The organism is Poseidonibacter parvus (assembly GCF_001956695.1).
Classification (GTDB): Bacteria; Campylobacterota; Campylobacteria; order Campylobacterales; family Arcobacteraceae; genus Poseidonibacter; species Poseidonibacter parvus.
In genome coordinates this window covers 215,894-238,775 of the sequence record NZ_CP019070.1, presented here as the reverse complement: position 1 = coordinate 238,775, position 22,882 = coordinate 215,894, and the positions used below count along the sequence as shown (strand labels likewise).

The 22,882-nt window shown below is 29.4% G+C and carries 26 protein-coding genes; 20 read left to right on the top strand and 6 right to left on the bottom strand.

Translation table 11 applies throughout. The features are described 5' to 3' along the window. Positions 1–32: 32 nt before the first annotated feature. Positions 33–389 (top strand): 50S ribosomal protein L20, encoded by a 357-nt coding sequence (gene rplT, locus LPB137_RS01140; protein ID WP_076083257.1) that lies wholly within the window; start codon positions 33–35, stop codon positions 387–389. Positions 390–447: 58 nt separating this feature from the next. On the opposite strand, the gene LPB137_RS01135 is transcribed toward rplT, so the two are convergent. The 6 genes from LPB137_RS01135 to glmM form a co-directional block, all read right to left on the bottom strand. Then, entirely contained in the window at positions 448–1,641 is a 1,194-nt protein-coding gene (locus tag LPB137_RS01135; RefSeq protein WP_076083254.1) for a rhodanese-like domain-containing protein, read from the bottom strand. Positions 1,642–1,947: 306 nt separating this feature from the next. Continuing rightward, positions 1,948–3,417: an NAD(P)/FAD-dependent oxidoreductase gene (locus LPB137_RS01125; RefSeq protein WP_076083250.1), complete on the bottom strand. Its 1,470-nt coding sequence runs from the start codon at positions 3,415–3,417 to the stop codon at positions 1,948–1,950. A gap of 86 nt (positions 3,418–3,503) precedes the next feature. Continuing rightward, positions 3,504–4,097: a molybdenum cofactor guanylyltransferase MobA gene (gene mobA / locus LPB137_RS01120; protein WP_076083248.1), complete on the bottom strand. Its 594-nt coding sequence runs from the start codon at positions 4,095–4,097 to the stop codon at positions 3,504–3,506. A gap of 2 nt (positions 4,098–4,099) precedes the next feature. Beyond that, the gene (locus LPB137_RS01115; protein ID WP_076083246.1) at positions 4,100–5,380 is read right to left on the bottom strand and encodes a 3-isopropylmalate dehydratase large subunit; all 1,281 of its coding nucleotides are present in this window, start codon (positions 5,378–5,380) and stop codon (positions 4,100–4,102) included. Between the two features lie 79 nt (positions 5,381–5,459). Beyond that, positions 5,460–5,924 carry a signal peptidase II gene (gene lspA, locus LPB137_RS01110; protein WP_076083244.1) on the bottom strand — a complete coding sequence of 155 codons (465 nt, stop codon included), beginning with the start codon at positions 5,922–5,924 and terminating at the stop codon, positions 5,460–5,462. After that, positions 5,921–7,255 carry a phosphoglucosamine mutase gene (glmM, locus tag LPB137_RS01105; RefSeq protein ID WP_076083242.1) on the bottom strand — a complete coding sequence of 445 codons (1,335 nt, stop codon included), beginning with the start codon at positions 7,253–7,255 and terminating at the stop codon, positions 5,921–5,923. Before glmM ends, lspA begins: the two co-directional genes overlap by 4 nt. 83 nt (positions 7,256–7,338) lie before the next feature. Between glmM and rpsT the strand changes: the two genes are divergently transcribed. From rpsT to LPB137_RS01010, 19 genes are all read left to right on the top strand, one after another. Continuing rightward, positions 7,339–7,599 (top strand): 30S ribosomal protein S20, encoded by a 261-nt coding sequence (gene rpsT, locus LPB137_RS01100; protein WP_076083240.1) that lies wholly within the window; start codon positions 7,339–7,341, stop codon positions 7,597–7,599. A 25-nt stretch (positions 7,600–7,624) separates the two neighbouring features. Then, complete coding sequence (prfA, locus tag LPB137_RS01095; protein WP_076083238.1) at positions 7,625–8,692, top strand: peptide chain release factor 1; 1,068 nt, start codon at positions 7,625–7,627, stop codon at positions 8,690–8,692. A gap of 34 nt (positions 8,693–8,726) precedes the next feature. After that, complete coding sequence (locus LPB137_RS01090; RefSeq protein WP_076083236.1) at positions 8,727–8,912, top strand: DUF1653 domain-containing protein; 186 nt, start codon at positions 8,727–8,729, stop codon at positions 8,910–8,912. Between the two features lie 88 nt (positions 8,913–9,000). Next, entirely contained in the window at positions 9,001–10,056 is a 1,056-nt protein-coding gene (locus LPB137_RS01085; RefSeq protein ID WP_420041066.1) for a substrate-binding domain-containing protein, read from the top strand. A 148-nt stretch (positions 10,057–10,204) separates the two neighbouring features. Beyond that, positions 10,205–11,134, top strand: coding sequence for a phosphate ABC transporter permease subunit PstC (pstC, locus tag LPB137_RS01080; protein ID WP_076083231.1), 930 nt, complete (start codon positions 10,205–10,207; stop codon positions 11,132–11,134). After that, the gene (gene pstA, locus LPB137_RS01075) at positions 11,131–12,315 is read left to right on the top strand and encodes a phosphate ABC transporter permease PstA (RefSeq protein WP_076083228.1); all 1,185 of its coding nucleotides are present in this window, start codon (positions 11,131–11,133) and stop codon (positions 12,313–12,315) included. The genes pstC and pstA overlap by 4 nt, the downstream gene beginning before the upstream one ends. A gap of 14 nt (positions 12,316–12,329) precedes the next feature. After that, positions 12,330–13,100 (top strand): phosphate ABC transporter ATP-binding protein PstB, encoded by a 771-nt coding sequence (gene pstB / locus LPB137_RS01070; RefSeq protein WP_076083226.1) that lies wholly within the window; start codon positions 12,330–12,332, stop codon positions 13,098–13,100. Then, positions 13,100–13,768 carry a phosphate signaling complex PhoU family protein gene (locus LPB137_RS01065; protein ID WP_076083224.1) on the top strand — a complete coding sequence of 223 codons (669 nt, stop codon included), beginning with the start codon at positions 13,100–13,102 and terminating at the stop codon, positions 13,766–13,768. Before pstB ends, LPB137_RS01065 begins: the two co-directional genes overlap by 1 nt. Before the next feature lie 20 nt (positions 13,769–13,788). After that, positions 13,789–14,241 carry a phosphate-starvation-inducible PsiE family protein gene (locus LPB137_RS01060; RefSeq protein WP_076083222.1) on the top strand — a complete coding sequence of 151 codons (453 nt, stop codon included), beginning with the start codon at positions 13,789–13,791 and terminating at the stop codon, positions 14,239–14,241. Beyond that, complete coding sequence (locus LPB137_RS01055) at positions 14,231–14,905, top strand: response regulator transcription factor (RefSeq protein WP_076083220.1); 675 nt, start codon at positions 14,231–14,233, stop codon at positions 14,903–14,905. Before LPB137_RS01060 ends, LPB137_RS01055 begins: the two co-directional genes overlap by 11 nt. A 59-nt stretch (positions 14,906–14,964) precedes the next feature. Further along, entirely contained in the window at positions 14,965–16,275 is a 1,311-nt protein-coding gene (locus LPB137_RS01050; protein WP_228144675.1) for a sensor histidine kinase, read from the top strand. A gap of 76 nt (positions 16,276–16,351) precedes the next feature. After that, positions 16,352–16,771, top strand: coding sequence for a 50S ribosomal protein L13 (gene rplM, locus LPB137_RS01045; protein WP_076083216.1), 420 nt, complete (start codon positions 16,352–16,354; stop codon positions 16,769–16,771). A 5-nt stretch (positions 16,772–16,776) separates the two neighbouring features. Further along, complete coding sequence (rpsI, locus tag LPB137_RS01040) at positions 16,777–17,166, top strand: 30S ribosomal protein S9 (protein WP_076083214.1); 390 nt, start codon at positions 16,777–16,779, stop codon at positions 17,164–17,166. 114 nt (positions 17,167–17,280) lie between these two features. Then, positions 17,281–18,780: a peptide-binding protein gene (locus LPB137_RS01035; RefSeq protein WP_076089147.1), complete on the top strand. Its 1,500-nt coding sequence runs from the start codon at positions 17,281–17,283 to the stop codon at positions 18,778–18,780. A gap of 20 nt (positions 18,781–18,800) precedes the next feature. Then, a complete protein-coding gene (locus LPB137_RS01030; protein ID WP_172802456.1) occupies positions 18,801–19,457 on the top strand; it encodes an HAD family hydrolase in 657 nt (218 codons plus the stop codon). Between the two features lie 172 nt (positions 19,458–19,629). Beyond that, positions 19,630–20,193 (top strand): pyruvate flavodoxin oxidoreductase subunit gamma, encoded by a 564-nt coding sequence (locus LPB137_RS01025; RefSeq protein WP_076083212.1) that lies wholly within the window; start codon positions 19,630–19,632, stop codon positions 20,191–20,193. Positions 20,194–20,203: 10 nt separating this feature from the next. After that, positions 20,204–20,614 carry a 4Fe-4S dicluster-binding protein gene (locus tag LPB137_RS01020; RefSeq protein ID WP_076083210.1) on the top strand — a complete coding sequence of 137 codons (411 nt, stop codon included), beginning with the start codon at positions 20,204–20,206 and terminating at the stop codon, positions 20,612–20,614. Between the two features lie 2 nt (positions 20,615–20,616). Then, positions 20,617–21,855, top strand: coding sequence for a 2-oxoacid:ferredoxin oxidoreductase subunit alpha (locus LPB137_RS01015; protein WP_076083207.1), 1,239 nt, complete (start codon positions 20,617–20,619; stop codon positions 21,853–21,855). 2 nt (positions 21,856–21,857) lie between these two features. Beyond that, positions 21,858–22,814, top strand: a complete 957-nt coding sequence (locus LPB137_RS01010; protein ID WP_076083204.1) for a thiamine pyrophosphate-dependent enzyme — start codon at positions 21,858–21,860, stop codon at positions 22,812–22,814. The last annotated feature ends 68 nt before the right edge of the window (positions 22,815–22,882 follow it).

Sequence of the window (22,882 nt, the reverse complement as noted above, 5' to 3'; positions counted from 1 at the left end):
TTTTAAAATAATGGTAAAGAAAGGAAATATACATGCCTAGAGTTAAAACTGGTGTAGTTAGAAGAAGAAGACATAAGAAAGTATTAAAAGCTGCTAGAGGATTTTTTAGTGGTAGAAGTAAGCATTTTAGAAAGGCCAAAGAGCAATTAGAACACTCAATGGTATATGCATACAGAGATAGAAGACAGAAAAAAAGAGATATTAGAAAGCTTTGGATTGTAAGAATCAATGCTGCTTGTAGATTAAATGATATCAACTATTCTAGATTCATGAACGGATTAAAAATAGCTGGAATTACTTTAGATAGAAAAATCTTAGCTGATATGGCTATGAATGATTATACATCATTTGTATCATTAGTTAATTCTGCAAAAGATGCATTAAAATAATTAAATTTGCATAAACTAAAAAAGGGATTGAAGTTTTCTTCAATCCCTTTTTTTATGTCTACTCTAAAGGCTCATTAGCCTCTATTTTACACTCTGTACCTTTACAATCAATATTTGCATCAAAATAGAATATTTCTGATAAATCTATCTTTGCATCTTTTAATTTACTCCATGCTTCAATTGACCTCCCTCCAGCAGTACAATTAAATACAATTGTTTTATCTTTTGGAAGTTTTGCAAAAAATTCTTGTGCTTTAAATTTTTCTGCTTCAATATTGATTGAACCTTTTAAATGACCTGATTTAAACTCTTCTGGAGCTGTTACATCAACTATTTGGATATAAGATGGAACTTTATCCTCTAATACTAGTTTCTTAAACCATTCTCCATCAACTGAGCCTTCGTCTACTCCTAGTTTTAAGCCATTATTACTGAATTCTTTCTTTTTAACTTCTGCTGTTGCTTTTACTTTTTTTGTTTGAGCTGTAGTGGCTAAACCTAATTTTTTCCATCTTGGAAGACCAGCAGAGTAAACAGATACATTTTTATAGTCTAATGAAATTAATTTTTTTGCAACTATATGTGATTTAACACATTTAAATCCACCGCAAAAAATAATTATCTTCTCATCTTTGCTTACAGGAAATCTTCCCTTTAACTTATCAAGTTTTGTATCTGGAATAGAAATAGCTCCAGGAACTGTTTCTTGTAAAAATTTTTTATATGGTCTTGCATCCATAATTAAACTTGAGTTATTTTTATAAGCAGCTTGTAATACAACTGTATCAATCTCTTTATAACTCTTCTTAATCCATTCCGGTTCACCTGCTGGATAAACTTTTACATTAGTAAAACCTTTTTTAATTAACATCGCAGCAACTTTTGGACTTTTAGCACATTTATATCCACCACAATATACTATTAATTCTTTTTCTTTAGGTGTATCTTTTAATAAAGATACATACTCATCAAATTTAGTATCTGGAATATTCATACTTGAAGGAATAGTACCCTTCTTGTACTTTGCTTCTGGTCTTGCATCAATTAAGATTGCTTTTGCACTACTTCGAGTACCCTTTGCAATTATTTTATTAACATAATCAAAAGTTACACTTTCTAAATTATATTTATTAATTAAAGACTGAACCTTTTGATTTGGTTGACTTAAAGTATTTTCTGAGCTGTTAGCTAAAGAACCAGTTGATAATAATCCTATTAGAGCAATACTTGCTAGAAATTTATTTGTTTTCATATTTCTCCTTCTATTATACTTCTTATATTAAATTATATAACTATTAGGATTTAAAAATGAAATTTATTTGTATTTTTTAGTGAAAAGTTTTATGATTCCTCTAGGAATCAAAAATAATATATATATAATAAGAGTAAATATTAAAGGATGAAAAGATCCAAAACCATAAGCACCTGAATTTTCCAATGCTGCAATTTGTTTAAGAGGATAATCAAGAAATTCTTGGTAATGCATAATAATAGTAAGTACAAAGAAGATACCTACTATTATAAAGAGTTCTTTTTTCATAGAATAATTAATTAAAAACTATGCTTTACCTGACAACATTCCATATTGTGTCATTGGTTTAAGCATATAAACTTTTAGTAACCACCAAATATATCTCTCTTGAGTTGGATCTAAAGGAAATGAAGGTGTCGGTTTTTTAGTCCAATCAAACTCTGCTAACATAACTTTTCCAATATCAGTAATTAAAGGACACACAGTATAACCTGCGTATTTTGCATTTAATTCTTTACCTTCCATAGCAGCAATTAAGTTATCAACTAAAACTTTATATTGTTTTCTTACACTTCCACCTGTTTTACCCATAGGAACAGCTGCGATATCACCAAGTGAAAAGATATTTTTATATTTAACATGCTGAAGAGTTTCTTTATTAACAGGAACCCAACCTTTTCCAGAACCAACCGCAGAGCTGCCTATTTCATCTGGTGCTTTCATTGGAGGTGTGATATGCATAAAATCAAATGGTACTTCAACTTCTTGATGTTTTGTAATCATTGAATACTCTTCTAAGTCTTCATCATAAGGACCTTTTTCATCCCATCTTTTATCAAATATTGCCGTTTTATTTTGAATATCAACAGTAGTTAAATTATGTTTGTAATTCCATTTAAAATCTCTTGCTTCGAATTGTTTTACAATAGCATCATGGTATTCTTTAACACTAAACATTTTGCCACTATTTACATAATAAGTTAATTCAGCATTATCTCTTGCACCTGCTTCTACTAATCTAGAATTTGTTAAATACATGATTTTCTTTGGAGCTCCACCACATTTAATGGCTGTATCTGGATGTGAAAAAATACCTTTAACTTTTTCTCCATTTTTAGCTTTATCAACAAATTTTTGCATTTGTGTCCAAGTTTCAGTAGCAGTGTCAATATTATACATAGATGTGATTCCAGAATCACCAAAGGCTTTTAATATTTTTGAAGCATCACCTGCAGTATAAGCATCACCAACTTCTTCTAAACCTTTAATTCTCCCAAAGTCTAAAGTAAGTCCTGCTGCAATAATTAGGAAATCATAAGAGAGTGTTTCTCCAGAACCTAATACTACTTTATTTGCATCTGGATTGAATTCAACGGCTTTATCTTTTATAAGTTTTACACCAGCTGGTAAGAAATCTTTTGTATTATAAACAATATCAGATTTTTCATAAACACCACTTGCCACTAATGTAGTTCCTGCTTGATATGAAACTGAATTACTAAGAGGTTCAACAATTGTAATATCAGGTGTTGTTAAAGAACTTGATAGTCTAGCAGCTGTTGACATACCTGCAAGACCTCCACCAATAATTAAGATTTTACCTTTTGCTTCACTAGCTTGTGCAACAGTAGCTGCTTGTGCTTCGCTTGTTCCACCCATTAAATATGCAGCAGAACCAAGACCAGCTAATTTAAATGCTTCTCTTCTTGAAATTCCAATTTTTTTAATTTCCGAATCAACTAATTCTAATGCGTCATCTAATTCATTTTTTGCCATTTGACTTCCTTAAACTTATTTATTCTATAAAATAGCATAGCAAATTTTACTTAATAAGAAACTTTAATATAGCTAAATAGTATATTTTATTTATTTGATTTACTTATAATACTCATTGCTTTGTTATATTCATCTTTATTGTTCAGATTAATAAATTCATCCTCGTTTATAAAATCTATATATTTAGTCTTATTGTTTTTAAGTAAATATCCTATCTTATGGATGTCTTTTGATAACATTTGCTTAACTTCATCTAATAAATTTGTAGAAAAAACACCACATAAATTGTGTGTTCTTTGTGTTTGTGCAACACAAATATCACTATTAATTGATTCATTTATTAATCTAGAAATTGACTCAATTGTAACTAATGGTGTATCAACTGTAATTATAAATACTTTTGATGATTTAATTGTCTTAAAAATAGTTTCTAAAGCAATTAGAGGTGAAAAAACATCACCTTTATCTAAAACAAGATATTTATCTTTATTGAAATCAAAATCAAATTTATCCACCTTTGAAGATAAATAAATTTCATTAAAGTGAGGTTTTAGTTTGTTGTATTGATATTGTGTTAGTGAGTTTGAGTTTGAAAAAGGAAGAAGGGATTTATCTTCTCCCATTCTTCTACTTTGACCACCACATAAAATTACACATGGAATTTTAAATGGCTTAATCATTTTTATAAACCTCTAGGGTCTGTAATATATCCAGAAATTGCAGAAGCAGCGGCTACTGCAGAGTTAGCTAAATAAATTTTTGAAGACCTAGAACCCATTCTACCTACAAAGTTTCTATTTGTTGTAGAAATACAAACTTCATCATCTCCTAAAATTCCCATATATCCACCTAAACATGCTCCACATGTAGGATTAGATACAACACCACCTGCATCAACTAAAATATCAATATATCCGGCTTTTGTAGCATCTCTTAGAATTTTTTGAGTTCCTGGAGTTAAGATAAGTCTTGCATGTCGTGCAACTTTTTTACCTTCTAAAATCTCAGCAGCAACTTTAAAATCAGATAGTCTTCCATTTGTACAAGACCCAATAAATATTTGATCAACTTTAATTTCATCAGATACAGCTTTTGAAACTGAATGACCATTTGATGGTAAGAAAGGATATGCAATAACAGGCTCTAATTTATCAGTATCAATTTCGATTACTCTTGTGTAAACTGCATCTTCATCTGAATAATGAATTTTAGGTTCAGCTCTTAATCCACCATTTAATTCAGCTGTTTGCTCTAAAAATTCTTTTGTAACATCATCATATGCAACAATACCATTTTTAGCACCTGCTTCAATTGCCATATTACAAAGACTAAATCTATCATCCATTGATAAGTATTGTATTGCTTCACCAGTGAATTCTAAAGTTTTATATAAAGCACCATCAACACCTAAAATTCTAATGATTTCTAGAATTAAATCTTTTCCAGTAATTTGATCTGCTGGCTTACCTTTAAAAACAACTTTAATAGCTTCAGGAACTTTAAACCAGTTACCACCTGTAATCATTCCAAATGAAATATCAGTAGAACCCATACCAGTTGAAAATGCACCAAGTCCACCATGTGTACATGTATGTGAATCTGCACCAATGATAACATCACCTGGTAACACTAAACCTTTTTCAGGTAATAATGCATGTTCAATTCCCATATCTTTTTCATCAAAGAAATATTTTAAATCATGTTTAATCGCAAAATCTCTTGAAATTTTTGCTTGATTTGCAGATGCAATATCTTTAGCAGGAATAAAGTGATCAAGTACAATTGCAAAACCTTCTGGGTTTGCTAATTTTTTAAAACCACCATCTTCAAATGCTTTAATAGAAATAGGAGTTGTAATATCATTCCCAATTACCATATCAATTGGACTTCTTACTATCTCACCTGCAAAAACTTCACGTCCTACATGTTCACTAAAAATTTTTTCTGTTATTGTTTGACCCATATTTATCTCTTCCTATAAATTTTATAATATTAATTTTCGCCATTATAGCTAATTATATTTTAAGCTTTCAAATTTCTTTTTAACTCTTTTGTTTACGCTCTTTCATCCACTGTTTAATTTGAGTATAAATAATTATTGCAACTGCAATGTTTATAAGTACATCTGAAATATTAAATATTGCAAACTCAAAACCATAATGCCAATAAAAGTAATCAACAACTCCACCATAAGTAAATCTATCTAAAATATTAGATAATCCACCTACAAACAATAAAGTTATAGCAAACCAGTAATCTTTAAATACCTCTTTATTTTTTAACAAGTATATAAATCCAACTATTACCATAGCTAATTGAATATACTTTAAATATTGTGCTAAAAAAGAGAACATAGAAAATGCCACACCATAATTATATGCCAAATGCAATGACATATAAGGACCTTTCACATTCCAATCGAAATTTGCAAATCCAAATTTTATAACTTGGTCAATTGAAAATAGTACAACAAATATTATGACTGATAAAACTACTTGTGTTTTCATAAAACTTTTTTAAAAAATGCTTTTAAAGTTTCCATTCCTACTTCAACATCTTTTTTATTTTTACCTTCTAAAAGAAGTCTGATTTTATTTTCAGTCCCAGAATATCTAATTAAATCTCTCATACCTTTTTGTCTTAAAGGTTTAACTAATTCTTCTAAGCCTTCAATTTCTTCTAATGGTATTTTTTCACTAACTTTCATATTATGTAAGATTTGAGGATATAGTTCAAATGGATTTAATACTTCACTTGCTTTCTTTTTTGATTTTAAAATTAATGCTAAAACTTGCAGTGCAGAAGCTAATCCATCTCCAGTTTTTGCAGCATCTGAGAAAATAATATGTCCACTTTGCTCACCACCAAAATTAATACCTTCTTTTTTCATAACTTCAAGAACGTATTTATCTCCAACGTTTGATCTATGTAATTTAATCTTATCTTTTTCTAAATAATCTTCTAAAGCTTTATTAGACATTACTGTTGCAACACAACCATTGCCTTGTAATAGTTTCTCATCTTTTAAATATTTACAAAGTGCACCTATTAATTTATCACCATCAACTACATCACCATTTTCATCAACAACTACAAGTCTGTCAGCATCACCATCTAAAGCTAAACCAACATCAGCTCTATACTCGCGTACAAGTTTAGCAACATTTTCAGGATGCATTGCTCCACAGTTTTCATTAATATTAAAACCATTTGGTTTATTATTTATTGTAATTACATCCGCACCTAATTCTTCTAAAATAGTTGGTCCTACTTTATATGCTGCTCCATTTGCACAATCAAGAACTATTCTTAATCCATGCAAAGACAAATCTTTAGGAAATGAACTTTTAATTGAAACAATATATCTTCCAATTACATCATCAATTCTTTTTGATGCTCCAATATTTCTTCCTGTTACTTGCTCAGAAATCATGGCGTCATTATCATTAAAAATTTCTTCTATTTTCTTTTCACATTCAACGTTTAATTTATTACCATGGTTATCAAAGAATTTAATTCCATTATCTTCATAAGGATTATGTGAAGCAGAAATCATAATACCTGCATCACATCTCATACTCTCTGTTAAATATGCAATTGCAGGAGTTGGCATCGGACCTATTTGTATTACATCATACCCTACTGCTGTAAGACCACTTACAAGAGCATTTTCAATCATATATCCACTTCTTCTAGTATCTTTTCCAACAAGAATTCTTTTTGTTGTTGAATGTTTCCTAAAATAAATACCTGCGGCTTTTGCTAATTTTAATACAGTCATTGCATCTAAAAAAGTACCAGCCTCTCCTCTAACTCCATCTGTTCCGAATAGTTTCATTAAATCTTCCTAAAATTAAACTTGTTTTAAGTTGCTTTGGGTAACATTCTACCCTTAAAAATTTTACAAAGAGGTTAAATAAAATGGCAAATCATAAATCAGCTGAAAAAAGAGCTAGACAAACAATCGTTAAGACTGAAAGAAATAGATTCTACAAAACAAGAATCAAAAATGTTACTAAAGCAGTAATCACTGCAATCGAAGCTGCAGACAAAGATGCTGCATCTACTGCAATGAAAACAGCAAACAAATATTTACACCATTGTGTATCTAAAGGTATCCTTAAAAAGGGAACTGCTGCAAGAAAAGTATCTAGATTACAAACTGCAGTTAACGCAATATAATTATATTGTAATTAAATAATAGATTATGCTACAAGACAAACTACAGCCTTTTATTAATAGATCTGAAGAAATTAATGAATTATTAATTTCTCCAGATATCACTAGTGATATAAAGAGAATGACTGAACTTTCAAAAGAACAGTCAAATATTGCTCCAATTGTTAATAAAGCTAAAGAGTACATCCAATTAATCGAAGATATAGAAGAGAATAAAATACTTCTTGATGACGATGAGTTAGGTGAACTTGCAAAAGAAGAGCTGAAAGACTTGGAGCCTAGAAAACCAGAATTAGAAGAAGAAATTAAATTTCTAATGATTCCTAAAGATCCTAATGATGATAAAAATATCTATTTAGAGCTTAGAGCTGGTGCTGGTGGTGATGAAGCTGCTATCTTTGTTGGTGACCTTTATAGAGGTTACCTAAGATATGCAGAAAATAATGGCTGGAAAGTTGAAGTTATGAACACTAATGATAGTGAATCAGGTGGATACAAAGAAGTTGTAATTCTTATAAAAGGTGACCTTGTTTACTCGAAATTAAAATTCGAGAGTGGTACACATAGAGTTCAACGAGTTCCTGCAACTGAATCACAAGGTAGAGTTCATACATCAGCAATTACAGTAGCAGTTATGCCTGAAGTTGACGATGTAGAAATCGATATTGATCCAAATGATCTTAAAATTGATGTTATGAGAGCTAGTGGAAATGGTGGTCAATCTGTAAATACTACAGATTCAGCGGTTAGAATCACACATATTCCATCAGGACTTGTAGTAACAAATCAAGATCAAAAATCTCAACATAAGAATAAAGATAAAGCTATGAAAGTTTTAAAAGCTAGGCTTTATGATTTAGAAATGAATGAGAAAATGGAAAAAGAAGGTGCTGACAGAAAAGAACAAGTTGGTACTGGAGATAGAAGTGGAAGAATTAGAACATATAATTATCCACAAAATAGAGTAAGTGATCACAGAATTAATTTAACTCTGTATCGTTTAGACTATATTATGAATGACGGTTTATTTGATGAAGTAATTGATCCTCTTATTGCTGATCATCAATCTAAACTTATTGAGGCTAATGGATTATAAAATCCATTAGTTTTGTTTTTTATACCTACAAAAAATGATTAAATTAAATCAAACATATACACACTACAAAAATAAACAATCTTATATAACAATAAACTTTTGTAAAATCCAAGAAAATGATATCTGGGTTAAAGCAGTTATATATAAACCTGCTGATTGTGAAGAATTATTTGTAAGAGAATACAAAGAATTCGAAGAAAAATTTATTTTAAAACCCTAAAAAAGCGTACTAGACTAAAAGTAACCAAATTGTAATCAAGTCATATTAAACTTCCAACATAAAAATTATTACGGAGAACAATATGTCAATCAAGAAAACATCATTAGCTTTATTAGCAAGTGCAACTTTAACAATGAGTTTAAGTGCAAGAGATCAAATAAAAATCGTTGGATCATCAACTGTATATCCATTTTCATCTTCAGTAGCTGAAGAATTCGGTGCAACTACAAAGTTTCCTACTCCTGTAGTAGAATCAACTGGTTCAGGTGGTGGAATGAAATTATTTTGTGCTGGAAATGATTTAAATACTCCAGATATTACAAATGCTTCTAGAAGAATGAAAACTAAAGAATTTAAGATGTGTCAAGAAAATGGTGTTACAGATATTACTGAGTCAGTAATTGGTTACGATGGTATTGCTTTTTCACAATCAATTTCAAATGCACCATTTAATATTTCTAAAAAGAACTTAGCATTAGCTGTTGCAAAAGAAGTTCCTTCAAAAGATGGTAAATCATTAATCGCAAACCCATACAAAAAATGGTCAGATATTGATGCTTCATTACCAAATAGAGAAATTATTGTATATGGACCACCAAAATCATCTGGTACAAGAGATGCATTTGAAGAGCTAGTAATGCAAAGTATTTTCAAAAAAATGGCTTTATACACAGACCTTTATAAAGCTGACAAAAAAGCAAATAAAAAATATAAGAAATATTCTATAGTAAGAACAGATGGTGTTTATGTTGAATCTGGTGAAAACGACAACTTAATTGTTCAGAAATTAGAAAAGAATAAAGCTGCATTTGGTGTATTTGGTTTTTCTTTCTTAGTTGAAAATGACGATAAAGTTCAAGGTGCTACAATTGATGGTGTTGAACCAACTCCTGAAAATATTTCATCTTCTAAATACCCAGTATCTAGATCATTATTCTTCTATATTAAAAATTCTCACTCAAAAGAAGTACCTGCTATGAATAAATATGTTGATTTATTTATGTCTGAAAAAATGATTGGTGAAGATAGTATCTTAGGTGAAATTGGTTTAATTGCTTTACCTACAGAAGCTAGAAATAAAATCAGAGAAAGTGTTTCTAAAAGAAGTAAATTAACTTTAGCTGACTTATCTGCTAAACACTAAATAAAACTAAAAAAAGGAGTCAAAACTCCTTTTTTTATAATTCTCATAAATATAAATACAATCCCTTTTTTATACTCATACTTAATGTAATCAATCTGTAACCATCCTTATATATAATCACAAATAAATTAATATAAAGGCAAAAGTATTGAGCACTTTTGAAACAAGAAACAAACAAAGGGAACTAACAGAAAATTTAATTAAATCAGCTTTAATTATTGCATCTGGTATTTCAATATTAACTACATTTGGTATTCTTTTCTCAATTCTTTTTGAATCAATAGAATTTTTTCAAATGAGAAGTTTTTGGTACTTCATTACAGGAACGGAATGGTCTCCAGGTGTTGAAGGAAGTAAATTTGGTGCAGTACCTATTTTTGCAGGTACATTTGTAATTACAATAATTGCATTATTAGTTGCAATTCCAATAGGTCTTGGAAGTGCTATTTACATGAGTGAGTATGCAAGCTCTAATACAAGAGATTACCTAAAACCTATTCTTGAAGTATTAGCTGGAATTCCTACAGTTGTTTATGGATTCTTTGCAGCTATTACAGTAGCACCTCTTATTGTAAAAATGGCGGATTTTGTTGGTTTAGAAGCTACATTTAACTCTGCTCTTGCATCTGGTGTTGTAATGGGAATTATGATTATTCCTGTAATTTCATCATTATCTGATGATGTAATAAGATCAGTTCCAGACTCACAAAGAAAAGCAGCTTTAGGACTAGGACTTACACAAGGTGAAACAATAAGAGATATTGTAATACCTTCAGCACTTCCTGGAATTATTTCAGCTTCATTACTTGGTTTATCAAAAGCCTTAGGGGAAACTATGATTGTTGTAATGGCAGCAGGTCTTCGTCCTAATCTTTCTTGGAATCCACTTGAAGATATGACGACAGTTACAGTAACGATTGTTAACTCACTTGTTGGAGACTTTGAATTTAATTCACCAGAAACTCTTTCAGCATTTGCATTAGGGCTTATTTTGTTTGTTGTAACACTGATTTTAAATATTATTTCATTGTCACTAATTAGAAAATTTAAAGAAAAATATAAAGTGAATACATTATGATTAAAAGAAAAAAGAAAAATACACAAAATCCTTTTTACGATCCAACATTAGATAAAAGACATGCAAGTGCAAAGAGATTTAAGAAGTTTACTTTAACATCTTTAATTTTTTCAATTGCATTTTTAGCCTTTTTCTTAATAGACATAATTGGAAAAGGAACACCAGCATTTAAAGTTACATACATAGAAGTAAATGTAGCTTATAATCAAAAATCTGTTGAAGATTCAAGATTTGCAGTTGATAGAAAATATAGAAAAATAGTTTCAAGGTCTTGGCTTAGAGATTTACCTATGCAAGTTAAGCAAAATCCAAAGCTATTAAATACAACTCAAACCTTATGGGTTTTAGCTGATGATCAAGTTGATCAATATTTAAAAGGTCACCATTATAAATTAAAAAGAAAAGATAAGGCATTAGTTGATACATTAAACGCTGAAGGAAAAATTGAAACTAGATTTAATTCAATATTCTTTTTACATGGAGATTCAAAGATTCCTGAAAATGCAGGTCTATTCTCTGCAATGATTGGTTCAATCTTAACACTTTGTATTACTATGTTAGTAGCTTTTCCACTTGGAGTTATGACAGCAATTTATCTTGAAGAGTTTGCAGAAGATAATAGATTTACAAGATTTATTGAAGTAAATATTAATAACCTTGCAGCTATTCCATCTATTTTATTTGGATTATTAGGACTTGCAATTTTTATTAATCTTTTTGGAATGCCACGTTCTTCACCACTTGTTGGTGGTCTTACACTTGCACTTATGACTTTACCTATTATAATTGTAAGCTCACGTGCAGCATTAAGAGCAGTTCCTGATAGTATTAGACAAGCTGGATATGGTTTAGGATTAACAAAAATACAAGTTACAAAAGATCATGTTTTACCACTTGCTTTTCCAGGAGTTTTAACAGGTTCTATTATTGGTTTAGCACAAGCTATGGGTGAGACAGCACCACTTATTATTATAGGAATGATTGCATTTATACCTGATGCACCAACGTCTGTAATGGATGCAGCAACTGTTATGCCTGCACAATTATTTACATGGGCAGGAATGCCAGAGAGAATGTATATAGAGAAAACAGCTGCTGGAATTATGGTACTTCTTAGTATCTTAATCTCACTTAATGCAGTTGCAATTTATTTAAGAAAAAAATTCGAAGTTAAATGGTAGAAGGAAAAGTAAAAATGGCAAAAGATAATAAGACAAAAGTAAAAGTTAATAAACTAAATCTTTGGTATGGAGATAATCATGCTTTACATGGAATTGATGTAGATATTTATGAGAATAAAATCACTGCATTAATTGGACCTTCAGGATGTGGAAAATCTACATTTTTAAGATGCTTAAATAGAATGAATGATTTAATTCCAATTGTAAAAATTGATGGTTCAGTAGTAATTGATAAAAAGAATATTTATGATAAAGATGTTGATGAAGTAAGTGTTAGAAAAAGAATTGGTATGGTATTCCAGCAACCAAATCCATTTCCAAAATCAATTTATGATAATGTTGCCTATGCTCCTATTAAACATGGAATTGTATCTAAAGGAAAAGAGTGTGATGCTTTAGTTGAGCAATCTTTAAAAAAATCTGGACTTTGGGATGAAGTAAAAGATAAATTAAATGATCCAGGAACTTCACTTTCAGGGGGACAGCAACAAAGATTATGTATTGCTAGAACAATTGCTGTTAAACCAGAAGTTATTTTAATGGATGAGCCAACATCAGCACTTGATCCAATTTCAACAGAAAAAATTGAAGCACTAATGTTAGAGCTTAAAAAAGATTACACAATAATTACAGTAACTCATAATATGCAACAAGCAGCAAGAGTAGCAGACTACACAGCATTTTTCCATTTAGGAAAACTAATAGAATATGATGAAACAGAAACTATTTTTGTAAACCCATCAAACAAAAAAACAGAAGATTATATTACAGGGAGATTTGGATAATGTTAAAAACTTACGAAGAAAAAAGAAATAATATCAAAGATGAAGTATTACTTATTGGTAATAGCGTTGTTGAAGCACTTGAGACATCATTAAAAACACTTAAAAGTGATGATGTATCTGCATTAAAAGAGATTGATTTATCTGTAAAAAAACTATCAAATAAATCTAATGAAATTGATAATTTAATTGTTACAGCACTTGCACTTTATTCACCTGAAGCAAAAGATTTAAGAGAGATGGTTTCTTTTTTAAAAATTACAAATGAATTAATCAGAGCTGCATCAAATGTAAAAGGTTTTATTAAAATCTTTAGAAAAGCATATTCAGATGATTTAAACACAAGCACGATTTTAGAATTTACTATTCCTTTACATAAATCTGCCCTACTTTCATTAAGAACTGCAATGTCAATGATTGAAGAAACAAATGACAACCACACTGAAGAAAAATATGGTAGAGTAATGGTTGAAGATAGTAAAGCAGATGATTTATATGCAATGGTTGAAAAAAATATATTAAAACTGATTACAAAAAATCTTGAACTTTCAAAAGAGTATTTTGATGTATTAAGTAGTCTAAGACGTCTAGCAAGAACTTCTGATAGAGCATCATCAATTGCTTCATTGGCACTTTTTGCTCAAGTGGGTGGAGATATAACACAATCATAGATTTATGATATAATTCATGTATGAAAAAAGCAATTACTAAAATAAAAACATACTTTTCTTCAAATTTTGAAGTACTCGCAGCAGCAATTATATTTGTAGGTATTCTTGCTACTGGTCTGGATTTTTATAAAGCAATTATTCTTATGTTAGAATTTATTGTTATTATGGAAGTCGTAAAAATGATTTCTGATTTTATTAAAAATCATAAGTTAAGACTTAGATTTGTAATAGATATTTTTATTATCTTTTTAATTCGAGATGTAATTATATTAACAACACATGTAAATAAGGACTACTTTGATATTTCTTTTTTATTGATAGTTATTAGTGTATTTTTCATCTTTAGAATTTTAGCTATAAAATTCTCACCTGGTGTTATTAAAGTATCAAAAGACACAGTTATTGAATATGAAGATGATAGAGAAAGTAAAAAAGTTGAAGAAGATAAAAAGTTGATGAAAGATGCAAAATAAACTAATTTTAATTGTTGAAGATGAAGAGGATATTTTAGAATTACTTGAATATACTCTTCAAAAAGAAGGCTTTGAAACAATAGGTTTTTTAAATGTTGATAAAACATTAAAAAAAGTTTTAGAGCAAGAAGATATTAGTTTAATATTAATGGATAGAAACCTTCCTGGAAGTGAAGGAACTAGTTTTATAAATGATATAAAAAAAGAGGGTTATAATAATCCTGTAATTTATGTAACTGCAAAAGATAAAGATGAAGATATTTTAGAAGGTTTTGATGCACATGCAGATGATTATATTACAAAACCTTTTAATGTAAAAGAGTTAATAGCACGTGTAAAAGCTGTTATTAAAAGAACCTCAAAAAAAGTTGATATCTTAAAAATTAGAGATATTACTTACAAAGCTAGTAATAAAAAATTTTACATAGAAGAAAAAGAAATAGAACTAACTCACTTAGAACATGATTTATTTTTAGAGTTTCTAAAGAATAAAGATATTTTAATGTCAAGAGAGCATTTACTTGAAACTGTTTGGGAAGATTCTCTTGATAAAAAAGTTAAAACTGTAAATGTTGCAATAAAAAGATTAAAAGCAAAAATAGACCCAGATTCTACAAAAGATTATATAAAATCTGTAAGAGGTGAAGGTTACATATTTTGCTAAAAATTCACCAACTGTTTTTAAGAACATTTGTTTTAATATTTTTAGGAATACTTTTTACGTTGACAATTGTTACTTATTTTTGGTCAAAAAATATTTATATGAATCAAATAGAAAAAAATCTTATTCAAAATATTGATACTTTTTCTATTGTAGTAAAAGATTTAGATAATATTGATACAATTTTAAAAGATTTAAAAGCTAGTGTAAACCTTCGTATTACCATTATCGATGAAAAAGGTAATGTAATTGCAGAAAGTGATAAAAATAAAGAATCAATGGATAATCATTCAAATAGAGAAGAAGTTCTTCAAGCAAAAGATTTTGGAATTGGAAAAATTGTTCGATTCTCGAACACAGTAAATAAAGAGCTTTTATATATTGCAAAAAAAGTAACAATCAATAAAAACATATATTTTATAAGAATGGCTGATTATACAAATAAAATCACAGATAACTTTATAAAACTTACTGCACAGATTTTTGGATTTATTGCATTCTTTTTAATTATTGGATTTTTTATAACTTACTCAATAAGTATAAAAATCAAAAAAGAAACAGATAACATTTTAAACTTTTTAACCCAATTATCTGATAAAAAACCTACTTATATTTTAAAATCTAGATATACACAAGAGTTTTACAAAATAACAAGACTATTAAATAAAGTTGCTTTAAAATTATCAAAAAGAGAAAAACAAAAAGCAAAACAAACAGCAAAATTAAAAATAGCAAATAGACAAAAAGATGAAATCATTTCTGCATTATCACATGAATTTAAAAATCCTATTGCAATTATTTCAGGATATAGTGAAACTATTTTAAATGATAATGATATGCCTGTCGTTATGAAAGAGAAGTTCTTAAGTAAAATTCATTCTAATGCAAATAAAATGTCTCATATAATTGATAAACTAAGATTAACTCTAAAATTAGAAGAAGGGAAACAAGAACTTCTATTAACACCTTGCCCTATTAAAAATATCTTAAATGATATTACATCTGATTTAGAAGATAAATACAAAAATAGAGAAATTATTATATCTGGAGAAGATATAGATTTAAAAGTAGATGAAACACTAATTTCAATGGCAATATCAAATTTAATTGAAAATGCCTTGAAATATTCAGAGGATGAAGTATTTGTAGAACTTACAGACAATTCAATTATAATAAAAGATAAAGGTATTGGAATAGAAGCAAAAGAATTAGAAAAAATCAGAAATAAATTCTACAGAGTCTCAAATAACGGCTGGAACAACTCACTAGGACTTGGTTTATTTATAGTCCAAGCCATACTATCTTTACATAATTTTAAACTAGAAATCAACTCTGAATTTAACAAAGGTTCAGAATTTAGAATAAAATATTAAATAATACTTAAATTAAGGTTTATTTAAGTATTACTACACTATTATTCCACCTCATTAATAAAAGCGGAGAAAATAAATGAAATTTACTCAAATGGCAAAAGCTAACGAAATCGAAAGAGATTGGATAGTAATCGACGCAACTGATAAAGTATTCGGAAGAATAATCACTGAAGTTGCTACTATTTTAAGAGGTAAGAATAAACCTTACTATACACCTCATGTTGATTGTGGAGATTACGTTGTAATCATTAATGCTTCTAAAGCAAAGTTTTCTGGTAATAAATTAGAAACAAAAAATTACTTCACTCACTCAGGGTATTTTGGTAGTACTAAAACTCACAAAATGTCTGATATGTTTGAAAACAACCCAGAAAAATTATACAAACTTTCTACAAGAGGTATGCTTCCAAAGACTACTCTTGGAAAAAATATGTTAAAAAAATTAAAAGTATATGCAGGTTCAGATCACCCACATACTGCACAAATTAAAGGATAAGACTAATGGCTAAAGTTTATGCAACAGGAAGAAGAAAAACATCTATCTCTAAAGTATGGTTAGAAGTTGGTACTGGAGAATTAACTATCAATGGTCAGTCTTTAGACGCATGGTTAGGTGGACACGAAGCAATTAAAAAAAGAGTTATGCAACCTTTAGAAGTTACTAAACAAGAAACTTCAGTAAATATCGTTGTTAAAACTTTAGGTGGAGGATACTCTGCACAAGCTGATGCTGTTAGACATGGTATTTCTAGAGCTTTAGTTGCTTATGATGAGCAATTCAGAGCTGTATTAAAACCTTACGGTTTATTAACTAGAGATGCTAGATCAGTTGAAAGAAAAAAATACGGAAGAAGAAAAGCAAGAAAAAGCGGTCAGTTCTCAAAAAGATAGACACAATTTTTCAAAGATTTTATATCTTTGTATTTTCAAAAGGAAAGCAAATTTTGCTTTCCTTTTTTTATGCACTTTAAGTTATTAATATTCAAAAAAACTATACAATACTTAATGAAATTTTTAATCACATTATTCTTACTCTTAACAACAATAAATGCAAGTACGCTAAACCTTTCAATTAGTTCAAGTCCAAGTAGACTAAACCCTATTTTAGCAAATGATACTGCAAGTTCTCAAATAGCTGACTGGCTATTTAATGGCTTATTCAAATATGATAAAGATGGAAATCCTGCTGTTGATTTAGCCTCCTCTTACACTTTTGAAACAAAAACAAAATTAATCATAAAGCTTAAAAAAGGTGTTAAATGGCACGATGGAGTTGAACTTACAGCTAAAGATATAATCTTTACTTACAATACTATTTTAGACCCAAAAGTATTTAATTCAATTAAATCAAATTATAAAGAAGTAAAAAGTGTAAAAGCTATTGATGATTATACAATTGAAGTTATTTATAAAAAAGCATATTTTAAAGCCTTAGAAATATGGATGGTTGGAATTTTGCCTTATCACTTATTAAAAGATGAAAAAAATCTTATGACAAGTACTTTTAATAAAAATCCAATAGGAACAGGTCCTTATAAACTAGAAAGCTTTAAAGTTGGTCAAGATATAAAACTAAAAGCAAATAAAGATTACTTTGAAGGTGCACCAAAAATTAATGAACTTTTGTATAAATTTATTCCAGATACAAATACTTCATTTTTATTTTTAAAACAAAAAAAACTAGACTTAGCAGGATTAACACCACTTCAAATTGATAGACAAATAGATGATGATTTTAAAGATTCTTTTAAAATTATTGAAAGTCAAAGTTTTTCATACTCATATGTAGGTTTAAATCTTAAAAATGAAAAGTTTAAAGACCTAAGAATTAGAAAAGCTTTATCATTAGCAATCAATAGACAAGAGTTAGTTGATATACTCTTTTTTGGTCATGGAAAAGTTTGTAATGGTCCTTTTTTACCTGGAAGTTTTGCTTATAATGATGAAGTAAAACAAATAAAGCCTGATTTAAAAGAAGCCAAAAGATTATTAAAAGAGTTAGGTTATGATGAAAATAATCCCTTTACTTTTGAAGTTGTAACTAATACAGGAAATGACACAAGAATAAACGCAGCTCAAATCATGCAATATCAATTAGCAAAAGTAAATATAAATATGAAAATTAGAGTAATGGAATGGCAAGCTTTTTTAAACACTATTGTTCATCCAAGAAACTATGAAGCAGTTTTACTAGGTTGGTCACTATCTTTAATGCCTGATGCTTATCCTTTATGGCATTCAAGTTCAGATAAAATTGGACGTTTCAATTTAGTTGGATATTCAAATCCAGAAGTTGATAAGCTAATAGAAGAAGGTTCTGTTACTGTAGATAGAAAGGAATTAAGTAAAATATATAAAACAATATTCAAAAAAATTACTGATGATATTCCTTACTTATTTCTTTATATTCCAAATTCAATAACTGTAGTAAATAAAGATATTAAAAATATTGAGCCTGCATTTACAGGTGTTACACACAATCAAAAAGATTGGATAAAACCATAAGTTAAAACAAAAGGAAAAACTTGAAACAAAATATAATATTATTTGATTTAGACGGAACATTAATAGATTCAACAGATGCAATTGTATCAACATTTTATCACTCATTTGAAGAGCTAAACTATGATTTTAAAGGAAATGATGAAGATATAAAATCTTTTATTGGTTACCCTTTAGAAATTATGTATGAAAACTTAGGAGTGCACAAAGATCAAGCACCTAAATTTGTAGCTTCATATAAAAATAGATATAGAAAAATATCTACATTAAAAACATTACTTTTACCACAAGCTTTAGAAGCTGTAAAATTAGCTTCTAAAATAGCACGTGTTTCAGTGGTTACTACTAAAACTAGATTATATACCATGCCTTTATTAGAGCATTTTGAAATGGCTGAACATTTTGAGATTGTTACAGGTAGAGAAAATGTAGAAAATCCTAAGCCACATCCAGAACCTATATTAAATACATTAGAACAAATGAACTATGATAAAGACATTCATAAAGTATGGATGATTGGTGATACAAAACTTGATTTAATAGCAGCAAAAGATTCAAAAGTAGATAGTATAGGAGTGCTTTGTGGTTATGGAAAAGAAGAAGAACTAAAAACTTATACAAAAAACATTAGCCAAAATGCTTTAAGTGCAGTTAAATTTATAGAATCTATTTCTGAATAAACTCTAAAAAAACACAATATATTCTACAAAGATTATAAGCTCAAGTTATGTATAAAAAAGTTACACTTGTTAAATAATTATAAAAATAGTACTTAATTATTAAGTTAAAAGTATATATAATATTACAGACTAATTTATAAATTTAAGTACAAATTAATTTTAAGGAGCTTCTATGTTAGAAATTAGATGGCATAGCCGTGCTGGTCAAGGTGCAGTTACAGGTGCTAAAGGACTTGGGTCTGTTGTTGCCCAAACTGGAAAACAAGTACAAGCATTCGCTTTTTATGGCTCAGCTAAAAGAGGTGCGTCTATGACTGCTTATAATAGAATTGATGATGAAGTAATTTTAAATCACGAAAAATATATGGAACCTGATTATGTATTTATTTGTGATCCTGGACTAACTTATACTGACGATATCACTGCAAATGGTACTCCCAAAACTAAATATATTATTACAAGCCACCTTAGCAAAGAAGAAGTTATAGCTAATGTACCAAAACTTCAAGGAATAGAAGATAGAGTTTATGTTTTAGACTGTTTCCAAATCTCTAGAGATACAATTGGGAAAGCAATTCCTAATACTCCAATGCTTGGAGCTTTTATGAAAGTTAGTGGTATGTTTGAATTAGAGTATTTCAAAGAAGAAATGAAGAGTGTACTTAAAAAGTTATCTCCAAAGCTTATTGATGCAAATATGCTTGCAATCCAACGAGCTTATGACGAAGTGAAGTAAAGGATATAAAATGAATAAACCAATTAATGATATGGGATGGGATGAGTTAGTACCTGGTGCAGCTTTATATGCATTTGAAGGTGAAATAACTTATGATATATCACAAATACAACCAGAAGATAGGCTATATTCTCAAACAAGCTCACAAAGCATGTCTGTTGGCGATTGGAGAGTAATTAAGCCAGTTTGGAATTCAGAAACATGTATTGACTGTCAAAACTGTTGGATTTTCTGTCCTGATACATCTATTATTGCAAGAAATAAAGAGATGAAAGGTGTAGATTATGACCACTGTAAAGGATGTGGATTATGTGTAAGTGTATGTCCTACTAATCCAAAATCTTTATTAATGTTTAATGAATATGAAACTACAGAAGATGCTTTAGGTAAATGGCCTCTTAAAAAAAAGAAGGGTGAATAAGTATGAATAGCAAAGAAATGATACTAAAAGACGTTGAAGTTTGGGATGGAAACATGGCAAACTCACAAGCTATTAGACAAGCTGATGTTGATGTTGTTGCGGCATATCCTATTACACCATCAACTGCTACAGTTGAAAATTATGCAATGTTTCATGCAAATGGATATGTAGATGGCGAAGTAATTATGGTTGAATCTGAACATGCTGCAATGTCTGCATGTATAGGAGCTGGAGCAGCTGGTGGTAGAGTTGCAACGGCAACTTCTTCACAAGGTTTAGCACTAATGATTGAAACTTTATATCAAGCATCAGGAATGAGAATTCCTGTTGTTTTATGTTTAGTAAATAGAGCTTTAGCATCTCCATTAAATGTAAATGGTGACCATTCAGATTTATATTTAACTAGAGATGCTGGTTGGGTTTCAATAGATGCTTTCTCTCCACAAGAAGCTTATGATATGACTTTAATGTCATTTAAAATTTCAGAACATCCATCTGTTAGACTTCCAGTTATTTCTAACCAAGATGGTTTTATGACATCTCATACAGCTCAAAATGTTAAACCATTAAAAGATGAAATTGCCTCAAAATTTATTGGTGATTACTTAGCTGTTAATGCACTATTAAACTTTGACAAGCCAGTAACTCATGGTGTGCAAACTGAACAAGATTGGCACTTTGAACATAAAGCTAAGCAACATGCAGCTTTAATGGCTTCAATGGATGTTATTAAAGATACATTTAAGCAATTTAAAGAGTTAACAAATAGAGAATATAAAGTAGTAGAACAATATAAAATGGACGATGCAGAAATTGCAATTGTTTGTTTAGGTTCAACTTTTGAAACAGCTACACTTGCAGTTGATCAAATTAGAAAAGAAGAGGGAATAAAAATAGGAATAGTTGCGCCTAGAGTATTTAGACCTTTCCCTCTTGAAGAAATTGCAGATTCTTTGCAAAATGTAAAAGCAGTTGCTTGCATGGATAGATCAGCTCCTGGTGGAACAGTTGGTGCTTTATATAATGAAATATCTGGTGCACTTATTAACACTCCAGCAAGACCATTAGTAACAAACTTAATTTATGGATTAGGTGGTAGAGATATGACAGTTGCACAATTAAAAGATATCTTTAGAAAATTAGATTCAGATGCAAAAGCTGGGAAAATTTCTGGAAAAATCCAAACACTAATTGGTGTTAGAGGTCCAACATTAGAATTTTACGACGTGAAAGGAAAATAAATATGAGTACTCAAAAAGTAATTAAAAATTTAAAATCATTTTCAACTGCAGCTGAAAGATTCGAAGGTTCACACCTTCTATGTCCAGGTTGTGCTCACTCTATTATTGTAAGAGAAGTATTAAATGCAACAAATGATAACTTAGTAGTATCAGCTTCAACTGGTTGTTTGGAAGTTTGTACAGCAATTTATCCTCATACTTCATGGGATTGTTCTTGGATTCATATTGGGTTTGAAAACTCATCAACAGCAATGGCAGGTGTTGAGACAATGAATAAAGCTCTAAGAAATAAAGGAAGAATAAGTAAAGACACTCCAACTCCTAAGTTTGTAACTTTTGGAGGAGATGGTTCAACTTATGATATTGGATTCCAATGGATTTCAGGTTGTTTTGAAAGAGGACATGATTTCATGTACGTTTGTTTAGACAATGAAGTTTATGCAAATACAGGAGGTCAAAGGTCATCATCAACTCCAATTGGTTCAAGTACGACAACAGCACCAGCAGGAACTGACTCTTATGGTGAAAAAAGACAGAAAAAAGATATTGTTTCTATTATGGCTGCTCATGGTTCACCTTATGTTGCACAAGTTGCACCAAATAAATGGAAGGATATGGTTAAAAAAATCCAAAGAGGTTTTGATACTGAAGGTCCAGTATTTATAAATGCAATGTCAGCATGTACGACTGAATGGAAATTTGCTCCAAATCAAACTATTGAGGTCTCTGATTTAGCAGTCGATTCTCTTGTATTTCCATTATATGAAATCATTGATGGTACAGAACTAAATATTACATATAGACCTAAAAATATACTTCCTGTAAAAGATTATTTAGCAGCACAACCTAGATTTAAACACTTATTTACACCTCAATATGAATACATTATTGATGAGTGGCAAACAAGAATTGATAAAAGATGGGAATTCTTACAAAAAAGAGAAGAAATTAGAATGTAATTTCTTCCTAGAGCATTAAAATATTTATATTTTAATGCTCTAAGTTAATCACATAAAAAAGCTCTTAC